The sequence below is a fragment of the Nocardioides sp. zg-1228 genome, from assembly GCF_017086465.1.
Classification (GTDB): domain Bacteria; phylum Actinomycetota; class Actinomycetes; order Propionibacteriales; family Nocardioidaceae; genus Nocardioides.
In genome coordinates, this window is sequence record NZ_CP070961.1 from 2,920,181 (window position 1) to 2,933,222 (window position 13,042).

General features: G+C 70.7%; 8 protein-coding genes and 1 other RNA gene. 2 read left to right on the top strand and 7 right to left on the bottom strand.

Annotated features, from left to right (window positions below; genetic code table 11):
* Positions 1 to 39: 39 nt before the first annotated feature.
* Together JX575_RS14055 and JX575_RS14060 are read right to left on the bottom strand one after the other, a co-directional pair.
* Positions 40 to 1,785, bottom strand: coding sequence for a class I SAM-dependent DNA methyltransferase (locus tag JX575_RS14055; RefSeq protein ID WP_186340686.1), 1,746 nt, complete (start codon positions 1,783 to 1,785; stop codon positions 40 to 42).
* A gap of 381 nt (positions 1,786 to 2,166) precedes the next feature.
* Positions 2,167 to 2,592, bottom strand: a complete 426-nt coding sequence (locus JX575_RS14060) for a hypothetical protein (RefSeq protein WP_186340685.1) — start codon at positions 2,590 to 2,592, stop codon at positions 2,167 to 2,169.
* A gap of 181 nt (positions 2,593 to 2,773) precedes the next feature.
* On the opposite strand from JX575_RS14060, the gene JX575_RS14065 reads away from it, so the two are divergent.
* The gene (locus JX575_RS14065; RefSeq protein WP_186340684.1) at positions 2,774 to 4,831 is read left to right on the top strand and encodes a hypothetical protein; all 2,058 of its coding nucleotides are present in this window, start codon (positions 2,774 to 2,776) and stop codon (positions 4,829 to 4,831) included.
* 92 nt (positions 4,832 to 4,923) lie between these two features.
* Entirely contained in the window at positions 4,924 to 6,840 is a 1,917-nt protein-coding gene (locus tag JX575_RS14070; RefSeq protein ID WP_206054405.1) for a transposase, read from the top strand.
* A gap of 142 nt (positions 6,841 to 6,982) precedes the next feature.
* Here JX575_RS14070 and ssrA read toward each other — a convergent pair.
* From ssrA to JX575_RS14095, 5 genes are all read right to left on the bottom strand, one after another.
* Positions 6,983 to 7,353, bottom strand: a transfer-messenger RNA (tmRNA) gene (ssrA, locus tag JX575_RS14075).
* Between the two features lie 69 nt (positions 7,354 to 7,422).
* Positions 7,423 to 8,826 carry a hemolysin family protein gene (locus tag JX575_RS14080; RefSeq protein WP_186340682.1) on the bottom strand — a complete coding sequence of 468 codons (1,404 nt, stop codon included), beginning with the start codon at positions 8,824 to 8,826 and terminating at the stop codon, positions 7,423 to 7,425.
* Positions 8,827 to 8,900: 74 nt separating this feature from the next.
* Positions 8,901 to 9,836: an ROK family protein gene (locus JX575_RS14085; protein ID WP_241005171.1), complete on the bottom strand. Its 936-nt coding sequence runs from the start codon at positions 9,834 to 9,836 to the stop codon at positions 8,901 to 8,903.
* A gap of 261 nt (positions 9,837 to 10,097) precedes the next feature.
* On the bottom strand, positions 10,098 to 12,191 hold the full coding sequence (locus tag JX575_RS14090) for a YhgE/Pip domain-containing protein (RefSeq protein WP_186340681.1): 2,094 nt from the start codon (positions 12,189 to 12,191) through the stop codon (positions 10,098 to 10,100).
* On the bottom strand, positions 12,188 to 13,003 hold the full coding sequence (locus JX575_RS14095; RefSeq protein ID WP_186340680.1) for a hypothetical protein: 816 nt from the start codon (positions 13,001 to 13,003) through the stop codon (positions 12,188 to 12,190). Before JX575_RS14095 ends, JX575_RS14090 begins: the two co-directional genes overlap by 4 nt.
* Positions 13,004 to 13,042 lie beyond the last annotated feature (39 nt).

Consider the following 13,042-nt stretch of genomic DNA (forward strand, 5'->3'; position numbering starts at 1 on the left):
GCCGAGTCGACGTCCAGGCCTTGGGCGAGGCCGTCGTGCTCACTTCTCGACCTCCCGCAGCAGGTCGAGGATCTTGGCGACCTGCTTCTCTAGGTCGGCGTCGATCTCGGTAAGAGGACGGGGTGGGACGTACTTGTAGAAGTGGCGGGTGAAGGGGATCTCGTAGCCGGTCTTGGTCTTGGTCCAGTCGATCCAGGCGTCGGGGACGTGTGGCTTCACCTCGGTGTCGAAGTAGGCCTGGATGACCTCCATCTTGCCGGCCGCGCCAGCGGTGGAGCGGCCGTAGGTGAAGGGCACGTTCTCGGTGTCGCGCTTCTTGCTGTCGGCCTTGGGCTTGCCCTTGCGGTCGACGACCGGGTTGCCGTCCTCGTCGAGGAGGGGCCGTTCGACGGTAATGGTCCAGTAGCCGAACTCGTCGTTGGACAGGACCTTGGAGTAGTCGGGGTCGGCGTCGGTGAAGTCGTCGTACAGCCGGAGGACCTGGGCGCGGTCGGTGTCGCTGATCTCGCGGCCCTTGGAGCCGAGGTTCTTGCGCATCTTGGTCCAGAACGAGGTGCCGTCGATGAGCTGCACCAGACCCTTGCGGTCGGGGTGCTTGCTGTTGTCGAGGATCCAGATGTAGGTGGCGATCCCGGTGTTGAAGAACATGTTGGTCGGCAACGCGACGATGGCCTCGACGAGGTCGTTCTCCAGCAGCCACTGGCGGATGTTGGAGGGCCCGGATCCGGCGCCTCCGTTGAAGAGCGGGGAGCCATTCATGACGATGCCGACCCGGCCGCCGCCGTCTTCGGGGGCGCGCATCTTGTGGGCGAGGTGGAGCAGGAAGAGCATCTGGCCGTCGGAGGTGGCCGGCAGACCGGGGGCGAAGCGGCCGTAGGGGCCGGCTTCGTCGCGTTCCTTGGTGATGGCCTTGGCGTACTGCTTCCAGTCGACTCCGTAGGGCGGGTTGGACATGGAGAAATCGAAGCGGCGGCTGGTGAACGCGTCGTCGGTCAGGGTGTTGCCGAAGGTGATGTTGGTGGCGTCGTGGCCCTTGGCGAGCAGGTCGGACTTGCAGATCGCGTACGACTGCGGGTTGTACTCCTGGCCGTAGAGGGTGAGCCGCGCATCAGGGTTCTGGGCGAGCAGGTGCTCCTCTGCGAGCGAAAGCATCCCACCCGTACCGGCGGTGGGGTCGTAGAGAGTGCGGACGATGCCGGCTTCGGTCAGGTCGGCGTCCTTCTCCGCGAAGAGGAGGTCCACCAAGAGCTTGATCGCGTCGCGTGGTGTGTAGTGATCACCAGAGGTCTCGTTCGCGGCTTCGTTGAACTTGCGGATGATGTACTCGAAGGCGTCGCCCATGTCGGAGTTCGACACCTTCTCCGGGTGGAGGTCGACGGCGCCGAAGGACTTGACGATCTCGCGCAGAAGGCCTGCCTTCTCGAGGGCGAGGATTTCCTTCTTGAAGTCGAAGTACTCGAACACGTCGACGTCGGCGGAGAAGCGGTCGACGTAGTCGGTGAGGTTGTCCGCGAGCCCGTCGGCGTCGGCCAAGAGGTTGGCAAACCCGTAGTTCGAGGTGTTGTAGAAGGGTCGGCCGGTGGCCTTGGTGACCTCGACCTTGAGTCGGTTCGGGTTGTCGAACTTCGCAGCCAGCTCCCGCACGGTGCCGCGGTCGGGTTCGAGGATGCAGTCGAGGCGTCGCAGGATCGTGAATGGGAGGATCACGGTGCCGTACTGGTTGGGGCGGTACGGGCCGCGAAGCTGGTCGGCGATCGACCAGATGAAGCTGCCGAGCGTGCTCACCGGGCTGCCTCGCTACGGGTGTCGCTGAGTGTCTGGTGATGTTTCTCTGACCGCGTTGCGCTGACGTGTCCCCGAATCGGCATGGGTTCATCTTGGCCCATGCCCCGCGGTGCTGGCAGGTGAAGCCGAGACGGAGCCGGACAGGCGACGACGTCTCACCTCCTTCTGATCGCCTGCCCCGCTCGCTCGTGACTTCACGAGGCTGCGTGCTCTGTTGAGTTGCCAAGATGCCTGCCGACTCGGGATCTGACTGCTACGCATGCCCGGCGGCGAGCATCACCGTCCGTCGCGTGGTCTGAAGCGCAGTCCCTGCCGCCAAGACCCGGGCGCACGCGTTGAGGGGTCGGAGAACCAATGGTTCTCCGACCCCTCGTGTCTAGCTCACGACGCCTCGGCGATCACCCGCATCGCCCACGCGTACTCGGTGGGCATCGCGTCGGGGATCGACTTGGCGCGTTGGCAGATCAGGCAGTGCGTCGGCGGCACGTGCGGGGCCACGTGCAGCAGGGACGCCTCCCACGCGGCCATCCGGTCGAGGAGGTCAGCCCCCTCGTGGACACCGGTGAGGATCGCTGTCTCGGTGGCTTCGAGCAGCTCCAAGAGCTCCTCGCATCCGGGCAGCTTGCCCCCGAGCGTGCCGTGGGCGGTGACCATCGCGCACTGCCGGATGATCTCCACCCAGTTGCGGATCAGGACCACCTCCGCGGCGAACGACCGGACGGCGCCCCTGACGGGGCCGGTGTTGGTCACGCCCGTGAGGACGAGCTGTGACGGCTGGTCTTCATCATGTGGCTCCAGCTGGCTCACCGCAGCATCGGGACCCATTGCCCCGACGTCTGCGGGGGTCTGAATCGCTTGTGACCCGACCTCACCAGTCAGCGCTAGATCTCGCCTGCCAAGGCGCGAGCGGCTCCTCCCGGTGATCGGCCCGCTGCAGGACGGTTTGCAGCGGTTGGCGCGATGCCGCTCGGTCGGGACCGTCCGCCGCGTGACCAACTCGCAGAACACTCAGAACGTCCCTACCACCCAGGCCGCGAACGCCTGGCACAGCCGGGCGGCCGGTGACCTCTGCACCTGGGCCGATGGCTACAGCCCGAGCAGCGAGCGCGCAGCGGCCGTCTGGAAGGCGCACCGCGCCGAGCTCGAACCCCGGATCTCAGCCGCCCCCGCAGCAGGAGTCACCGAAGCACGACGCATCGCCAGCGCCGTCCTCGAGCTGCTGGCGTGGGCCATGCCGCTGGTCAACGACTTGGACCAAGCCCTGTCGGAGGACTCGCTCCAGCGGTTCCTCCGAGCGAACCCCACCGGTCTGGGTGACGGTGCCCTCGGCAACGTCCGCGGGCGGGTACGGCGCGTCCTGAAGGCGCGTGCTGGGCTGGACGCCGCGTCCACCGCTGACGAGGCAACGACCGCTCTTCGAGCGTCCGAAACCGAGGATTCCCAGTCGAGCAGCTCGAAGGAGCAGGCACCGACCGACGCCTCCTCACAGGGCTACAGCGAGGAGATCTGGTCCCTGCTGGTGGCAGCCGCCCAGGACGACGCCCTCCTCGCTCGAGCCCTCAACAAGCCGGACGACATGAGCGCCTCCGCGTGGGCGCACGCGCGAGCCGCCGCCATTCAACTGGGTGTCAACCTGACGAAGGCACAGGTAGCGCGCACGCAGCACGTGCGCGCACTGAGCCACCCGATGCGGGGTTCGCTGTCCGAGGTGCTCCGCGACCTCGGCGCAACTCGTCGTACCGCTACGGAAGCGGCGTCGCTGTTGCCGACGGTCGGTGACGCGGTATGCCGCGAGATCTTGCGCGAAGGAGCGGGACCCGCAGCCGAACCTCACAGTGAAACCGGCCTCCTCGGCGACTGCACCACGGCGTCACCCGAGCACCGTGACGGCCGCCTCGACGCCACGACAGAGGACGAGGCACCCGCCCACCCCGCACCCGGAGGCTCGTTCACCGTGTCCACCATCCCGCACTACGCGTCACCTCAGAGCACCCAGGCTGAGACCGCCAGCCAGCCACCCGCCCCGGCGCGCCGCCGCCGGAAGCCCTCGGCCCGCCAGATGCGCTTGGCCCTCGCCGCGGCCAACGCCGAGCGTGAGACCAGGACGGACTCCATGCCGGATTCCATGCGGACCTACATCCGCGAGGTCTACATCCCTCTCGAGGCGGCCGTCCGCCCGCACTGGGACGAGCTCAAGGGTGCCGTCGAGGCCACGTTGGCTGCCTCGTCGGTGCGTGGGGAAGACAGCATGCGCAAGCACGTGACCCACCTGGCCTACTTCTTCCACTGGGCACGCACCGTCGCGCTCCCGCTGGAGTCCTCGACCCTCACCCGCACGAACGTCGGCCGTTACGACAGCGAAGTGTTGGTGGACGCTGGCGGTTCGACGCGCCAGACCCGGCGTTCCCGCTTGATGGCGATGGCTGACCAGATCCACCCCGACGATGCACCGGTCAAGGGCCCGCCGCTGGCTCACCGCAGCGTCGCCGCGCCGTACAGCCTGTCGGAGATGGCGGTCATCCGACGGGTGGCACAGGTGCAGCCCACGAGGCAGCTGGTGCGGCAGTTGTGCTTGCTGGTCGGCCTCGGCGCAGGCGCAGGCATCGACTCCACCGACATCAAGCGCTTGCGGGACAGCGATGTGACAGACCACGGCCCGGACAAGGGCATCGAGGTCCACGTCACCAACCTCCGCCGCAGCAAGGACAACACCGAGAAGCGCACTCACCGCACCGTGTGGGTCCTGCGCGAGTACGAGGACATGGTCCGCATCGGACTCGAGGGAGCCAGACGAGGACATCTCCTGCTCGGCCGGGACGCGGAACGCGCCAACGTGGCCGCCAGCGTCTTTGCCCGTGCCGTGCTGAGCAAGGAGGTGCCGGAGCTCGCGCAGGCGCGTCTCCGTTCCACGTGGCTGGCCACGCACCTGCAGCGCACCACTCCCCTCAACGTCCTGCTGCAGGCAGCCGGCCTGACGACAGCCCGGACCCTCGTCGAGCTCCTGGAACACCTGCCGAAGGGCGCGGACGCAGCGGCTCTCCGCTGACGGCTGGCCCGGTGGGTGCGGCGATTGGCATCCGCATCACCGGTCCTCACGGTCCCGGTCGTCCTTCAACCAAGACGACAGGAATCGCACCCGTGTCCAGCACGACCCCCAGCCCCGACTCGAACCTCGCAGAGGGAATTCACCCCGACCTCGCGCCGCTCATCGCGACGCACGACACCGAGGAGGCCAAGATCTCCGGCACGATCTCCGCCAAGGTTCGTCTCCACCCCAACCTGCTTGCCCAGCTCGACGCGGCCTTCCTCCGCCACCACTGGCTCGTGGAGTCCACCGGCGTCGGTGAGCTCCTGGACCGCCACTGCCGCAGCTCGAACCGCGGCCGCAAGAAGCAGGGACTGGACGGTGCCCTCTACTACGCCCTCCAGCTGACCGCGGTCTTCACCACCGGGCAGGCAACGGTCGAGCAGATGTACGTCATCGCGCACTCCCTCCCCCTCGACACCCGGGTGAAGTTCGGGATCGTGGTCTACGAGAACAAGAAGAAGGTCCGCGAGCTCACCCGCAAGCAGCTTTACACGATGACCGAAGGTCTCGGGAAGAACCTGTCCTACACCACCGACTGTCTCACCAACGCGGAGCGAAGCCTCCCCGACGAGGACCAGAAAGCGCTCCTTCGCGAGCGGCAGGCCGAGCGGCACGCGGTAGTGAACGCCATCGTCACTCGGTTGTTGACGGGGACGCATCTCATCGACGTCGAGCACGGTACATACGCCATCGACGACACCAGCATCTGGGCATGGTCCAAGGCCCCCGGTGGCACTAGACACCAGGAAGGCGGCCAGGACCGCCCGCTCGCCGATGAAGACAACACCCAGACGCCCCCGCACGACGCCTCCGCCCATGAACCGAACGCCCAGGCGGCACCGGTCCTCACCGCGGCCGAGGAAGAGGCCGCGCGACGCAACCCGGCATCCTGGCTCTGCCCCGACGCCGCATGGGGCGGGAAGACCGCCAAGAGCGGGGCCCAGGTCGGGATCTACGGCTACAAGGCCCACGTCATCGTGAACACCAACGACCCCGCCCGCAAGGCCCCGCTGCCCGTCCTGATTCAGGCGCTCGAGCTCACCCCCGCGAACGCCGACATCGTCGACGTGTCTCTGCGACTGGTGGACCAGATCCGGGAGCGGGCACCCTTCGTCCGTCTTGTCGGTGACCGTCACTACGGCTACAAGCGGTACGACCGGTGGGCCATGGAGCTCTGGCGGCGCCGGGTCCACCAGGTCCTCGACCTGCGCGTCGACAAGCCCGGCGCCATGGACCAGTACGGCTCGAAGGTGATCGACGGCCGCCCGCACTGCCCCGGCATGGCGCCCCACCTCGAGGCGTTGACTCCCTCAGACGACCCCACGGAGCAGGTTGAGTTCCGGAACCAGGTCGCCTACCGGGAGAAGTTCGCCCTACGTATGGTCAAGGGTCCCCTGGCATCGCCCACGAAGACGGCCGCGGGTGAGGACGACCCCAAGGTGGGTGTCACCCGCTGGCAGTGCCCTGCGGTCGCCGGCACCGTGGGCTGCCCCCTGCGTCAGGGCACCGTCGCCTTGGCGCGACAGGTCGGAACTCCCGTGGTTCCCAACCCTCCCCAGGCTGAGGCCGGGGAGCAGCTGCCTGCCTGCTGCACCCAGCAGACGATCCAGATCGAGGCCGGTACCCCGATGAAGTACCTGCAGGAGGACTACTGGGGCAGCGAGCAGTGGGAGCTCGCCTACGCCCTGCGCTCGGCCGTCGAGGCCGTCTTCGGCAACATCAAGAACCGCGGCACCGAGGACGTCCGACGGGGGTTCGTCCAGGTCGTCGGACTGCCGCTCGTGACGCTTGCCGTCGTTGCAGCAGCCGCCTGCTACAACATCCGCATCCTGGAGAAGCACGGCCGCGAGTCAGGCGAGCAGTTCAACAGTCCGCTGATGAACCATCCCCTCGAGGGAGAGATCATCGAGAGCCTCGTGCTCCGCGGTGACGACGTCTTCGAGCACCTCGAGCGAACCGCCGCATGAGAACACCCGCTTGAAGAGCCAAGCAGGGCCCCCACCACGAACGTGGTGGGGGCCCTGCTGTAGCTAGAGGGGGCTGGTGAGGGCCTCCCGAACCGTCTCCCATTTCGGGAAACTGTTCGGGCCCATTTCGGGAAAGCCCTCTCAGTGGAGCTGCGGGGAATCGAACCCCGGTCCTCGAGCGTCGATCCAGGTCTTCTCCGGGTGCAGTCAGTGAGATCGCTTTTCTCGGCCCCGGCGCTCGCACAGACACGTCGCCGACAGGCCCAGTCAGGATTGAGTCCCGGTCACCCCTCCTGACAGAGAGTGACCAGCAAGTCTCCTAGATGAGGCCTGGATCCGGGACGGAGACGGGTGCCCGGTCAGACCCTTCGATCACTGCTCAGGCAGCGAGAGCGAAGTCGTTGCGATTGGTGTTGGCAACTATGGTTTTCCAGCGGTCGTTTACGAGATGACGCTGGCTTCTCGACCCGCTTCCCCTGGAACTAACGTCCCAAGTCGAAACCGATCAGCCCCTCTTGTGTTGTCAAGCAGGCCCGAGCCCGCGGGCCCAGCCTACTGGTCACAACCGACAGCGTGCGAACGCTATTCCGCCCGGCGGCCCTCGGCGTCGCCGGAGGCGTCGGCGAAGGCGTCCGTGGAGGCGTCCGTGTGCCCGTCCGGACGCGGCTTGCCGGACTCCTCCGGCGACGCTGCCGAGTCCGCGGCGGTGTCCTGGTGCGGGTCGGGCGCGGCGTGTAGGCGCACCCGCGTGATGCGGTGGCCGTCGACCTCGACGACCTCCAGCGGGCGGCCGTCGACGAGGACGGAGTCGCCCACCTCGCTCATCCGCGCCAGGCGGTGCAGCAGGTAGCCGGCGACCGTCTCGTAGGGCCCGTCCTCGAGCTCGAGCCCGGTCCGCTCGCGGAACTCCTCGATCGTCATGCCCGCGTCGAGGGTGGCCGGGTCGGCGGACGCGGCGATGGCGGCGTCGGTGTCGTACTCGTCGTGGATCTCCCCGACGAGCTCCTCCATGAGGTCCTCGAGGGTGACGATGCCGTCGGTGCCGCCGTACTCGTCGACGACCAGGGCGATGTGCGCGCCGAGGTTGCGGAGCTGGTCGATGGAGGGCAGCACCCGGTTGGTGCGCGGCAGCACCGGCAGCTCGCGCGCGATGTCGGCCACCTTGGTGGAGCGGTCGTCGGCGCGGCCGAGCACGTCGCGCAGGTGGAGGTAGCCCAGCACCTCGTCGAACGACGTGCCGGTCACCGGGTAGCGGGTGTAGGGCTGGCCGACGATCACGGCCACCGCCTCGGCGAGGGTGAGGTCGCCGGCGAGGAAGACGACGTCGCCGCGCGGCTTCATCACCTCGCTGAGCGAGCGGTCGCCCGCCTCGAAGACATCGTGGACGAGGCGGCGTTCGCCCTCGGGGATGTCCTCGTGGCCGGAGATCATCATCCGCAGCTCCTCCTCGTCGACCTCGTCGCCGGCCGCGTCGGGGTTGCCGCCGAGGAGCCGGACGAGGAGGTTGGTGGAGAGCGAGAGCAGCCAGATGACCGGGGTCATCACGGTCGCGAACCGGCCCAGCGGCGGCGCGAACAGCTTGGCCACCCCCACCGAGCGCTGCAGCGCGAGGCGCTTGGGCACCAGCTCGCCCAGCACCAGGGAGAGGTAGGACACCACCAGCGTGGTGACCACCAGCGACACCGTGTCGGGCGCCGGGGCGCCGAGGCTCTCGAAGGCCGGCGCGAACGACGGCGCCAGCGTCGAGGCGCCGAAGGCGGCGGAGAAGAACCCCGCCACGGTCACGCCGATCTGCACCGCCGACAGGAACCGGTTGGGGTCACGGGCCAGGGAGGCGACGGCGTGCCCGCGGCCGCCCTGCGTCTCCAGGCGCTCGACCTGCCCGGAGCGCAGGGACACCAGCGCGATCTCGGTGGCCGCGAAGACACCCCCCACCAGGATGAAGGCGAGGACGAGCAGGACATCGATCCAGGTGCCGGGTTCCACGGCCACAACCTACCGAGCCGCCCGTGACGCTGCAGAGCCCGTGGCGCCTCGTACGACGTCCGCGCCCGCCTCGGCTACGGCGACCCGCCCAGGATGGCAGCGCCGACGGCCGCGACGGGGTGGCCGGACGGCACGAGGGTGAGCCGGTCGGCGAGGCCGAGCGAGGCGAGGAACGGCGACCCCTCCCCCAGCACGTGCAGCTGACGGACCACCTGCTCGCGCAGCGGCTCCCCCAGCTCGGCCACGCCGCCGCCCAGCACGATCCGCTCGGGGTCGATCGTCAGGCCCAGGATGCGCACGGCGCTCGCCACGCCCCGACAGAAGCGGTCGCGTACGGCCACGGCCGCTGGGTCGCCCGCGGCCGCCGCCGTGAAGACCGCCGTGGCCGGCGAGCCGTCGGGCGTCGGCCAGGCGCGGGCGAGCGCACGACCGGACGCGATGGTCTCCAGGCAGCCGGTCTGGCCGCAGCCGCACCGGGCACCGGCGGGATCGACCGGCAGGTGGCCGACCTCGCCCGCCGCCGCCTGCGCGCCGCGACGCAGCCGGCCGTCGATCACCACGCCCGCCGCGAGCCCGGTGCCGACGCTGAGGTAGACGACGTCGTCGACCCCTGCGAGCGCGCCCGCGGCCAGGGCGGCCGCGTTGACGTCGTTCTCGACGGCCACCTCCACCCCGAGCCGGGCGGCGAGCAGGTCCCGCAGCGGCAGGTCGGCGCCGTCGACGCCGAGGTTGACCGCGTGCCGCACCACCCCTCGCTCGGCGTCCACCAGGCCGGGTACGCCGACCCCGACGCGGCCGGGCGGCCCACCGACCTCGCGCGCGAGGGCGTCGTACACCTCCGCGGCGGTCGCGACCACGCCGTCGGCTCCGGGCCGCGTGGGCTCCCGGGCCTCGGCGAGGATCGATCCGTCCTCGGCGAGCACCACGCCATGCGTCTTGGTGCCGCCGACGTCGAGGCCAACGGCGCGGGTCGCCGCCGCGCCCACGTCCGTGCCCGCCCGCGTGCTCACCGTGTCCACCCGGTCCTCCCGGCGCCCGCCTCGCGGCGCCGTCTCGTGGACGGTGCGGGGGCGCGAGCGGTCACCTCGCGTAGGTCAGCGCACCCGGCCCGCGCCCGTCAAGACGACACGGGGTCAGGACGCGCCGACTCGACGGGCTGGGCGCGTCAGGACGCGCCGACTCGACCTTCTTGCCCTGCCTGCCTGCCCAGCCCTGCCCGCCCAGCCCTGCCCGCCCAGCCCTGCCCGCCCAGCCCCGCCGGTCCCCGCCGCTCAGAGGACCAGCTCGGGCTGCAGCCGCTCGGGGGTCCACACCCGCTGGCGGTGGGCGGCCCACGCCGTCGCCGCCATGGCGACCAGGCCGACCCCGGCCAGCACCGCGAGGTCGCGCGCGAGGAGGGAGTCCTCGCCGCCGTAGAGGGTCTGGCGCAGGCCGTTGACGGCGTAGGTCATCGGCAGCAGCCAGTGCAGCGAGCGCAGCGGCTCGGGGATCGTCTCCCACGGGAAGGTGCCGCCGGCCGTGACGAGCTGGACCAGCATCAGCACCAACCCGGCGAACTCGCCGACGGTGCCGAACCACGCGTTGAGCGCCTGGATGATCGCCACGAACGCAATGGACGCCACCAGCAGCAGCGCGATCGTGCCGAGCAGCTCGTCGGGCACGATGCGCAGGCCGAAGCGGACGACGAGCAGCATCACCGCGACCTGGAAGATCCCGACGGTCACCGGTGGGAGCAGCCCGCCGAGCGCGGTGCGCAGGGGGGGACCGTTGGCGGCGAGGGCGCGGGCCGACAGCGGCCGCACGAGCAGGAACAGGACGTAGGCGCCGATCCAGAGCCCGAGGGACATGAAGAACGGTGCGAGCCCGGCGCCGTACGACCCCGCCTGGGCCAGCGTGTCGTCGTCCAGCGCGACGGGATCGGCGATCGTGCGCGCCGTGTCGCGGCCGGTCGCCTGGTCGAGGTCGGGCACCTTCTTCAGCCCGCGGCGCAGGCCGTCCTTGAGCCGGGTCGTGCCCGACCCCAGCCGCTGGGCGCCCTGGCGGAGCGTGGTGCTCGACTTCGCCAGCCGGTTGGCGCCGGCCGAGACCTGGCCGGTCCCGGAGGAGAGGGTCGAGGCGCCGCTCGCCAGCGTGCGCGAGCCGGCCGCGAGCCGCGTGCTGCCGGAGGCGACGCGGTCGCCGCCGGCGGCCGCGGTGGCCACACCGCGCGCGAGGGCCGGCGCAGCGCCGGCGAGCCTGCCGGCGCCGGCTGCCACCTGCTTGGCGCCCGAGCTCAGCCGCCCGAGCTTGCCCGCCGCGCCCTCGGCGGTGCGTACGGCGTCGTCGACACCGGCTCGCGCGACGTCGAGGACCCGCGTCAGCCGGGCCGCCTCGGCGGGCGTCAGCCGCCCCTGCCGCACGAGCTGCCGCACGATCGCCGTCACGTCGCCGCGGGCCACGGCGAGCTGGCGGGCGATCGCGCGGGCCGCGCCGGCGGCGTCCCGGCCGATGGCAGCCACCTTCGCGTTGCCGGCGGCCACCTCCCGGGCACCGGCGGCGAGCCGCTGGGTGTCGGCGGGCAGCGCGGACGTGCGCTGGCGCAGGGTGCGCAGCCCGCCCGCCAGCTGCGTGGCACCGCTCGCGAGCTGGGCGCTGCCCCGCGCCCCCTGGCTCGCCCCGGAGGCGAGCCGATTGGCACCGCGCGCCGTCCGGGCGGCTCCGGACGCGAGCCGGCCGGTGCCGCTGACGAGCCGGTCGGTGCCCTTGCCGAGCCGCTTGGTGCCGGCCACCAGCTTGCGCGCGCCCTTGAGTCCCTTCTGCAGGTCGACGTGCACCTCGTCGAGACCGCGGATGAACGTGCTCGCCGAGGTGACGCCGACCTCCCGGGCGATCTCGTTGCGCACGTCGCCGACGACCGTCTTGGCCAAGGTGGTGGCCATGTAGTTGTTGGCGTCGTTGGTCACCAGGCGCAGGCTCGCCCGGTGGGGCTCGTAGCGGGCCACGGAGGTCAGGTCCTCGGAGAAGTCGCTGCCGACGTAGAGCGCGGCGTCGTAGCGGCCCGACCGCACCCCCTCGTCCGCCTCCTTCGCGCTCGTCTCGACCCAGCCGAACCCGCCGTCGCCGTCGACGAGGCGCTCGGCGATCCGGTGGCCGTAGTTGACCTCCTCCGAGCTGCCGGTGACCGGGTCGGTCAGGGTGGCGCCCTGGTCCTCCACCACCAGCGCGGCGGGCACCCGGTCGAGCGAGCCGTAGGGGTCCTTGTTGGCGAAGACGTAGAGGCCGGCGTAGAGCGTGGGGATCACGATGAGGGCGAGGACGGCCAGCTTGGGGAGCGTGCCGGCGCTGATGCGCCGCAGCTCGGTGATGGCCAGACGGAGAGCGATCACCGGCCTTCGTTCCTCTCCTGCGGTGGGGGTGGTGGCTCACCCGGATCGGGCGGTGGGGTGCCCTCAAGCACGCGTGTCTCGGTCGGGTCGTCGGAGACCACCGTGCGGGTGTCGCCCAGCTCGCCGGCGGTGCCGGCCGACGGCATCAGGCGCAGCGCCTCGACGGGCGTGATCCGGTGGGCGTGGCCCCCGCGCGCCGGGGGGAGGTCGGCGCCGAGGTCGCGCGCGGACGACCTGGTGCACTGCACGAGCACGCCGTAGCCCAGCGCGGCGTAGGACGTCGCGAGGTGCCACCATCCGTACGCCTCGCCGCCGTGCCGGTCGGGCAGCGTCATCACCAGGAACCGGACGTCGGGACGCTCCGCCGCGAGCCCGGTGAGCAACGCCGTGCGGACGACCCCCTCGACGGCGTCGACCCGGTGGTCCTCGAACCCCTCGAGCGCGTGCTGCTCCAGCCACGTGTGCACCGCACCGGGCGTGGAGTCGTGACCGGCCAGGGCGAGGTCCTCGGCGGCGACGGTCTCGACGGGCATCACGTCGTCGGGCTCGGAGACGCCGGGCAGGTCGACCACGGCAGTGACCCGCCGCAGCTGTGCCATGTCGTCGCTCACGGTGCCGTCGTCGGCGACCAGCCGGACGGAGCCGCCGGTGGGCGCGAGGCGGCCGGTGGTGGCCAGCGCGAGCGCGGAGTGGCCCTGCCCCGGCTCGCCGGCCACGAGGACGCACTCGCCGGTGCTGAGGGCGAGGTGGTCGATCTCGAGCAGGCGGTCCCGGCGGCCCATCACGTGCACCTGGTCGAGCTCGACGCGCATCGTCTGCCCGGGGTGATCAGCCCTGCGGTGGGAGTGGGG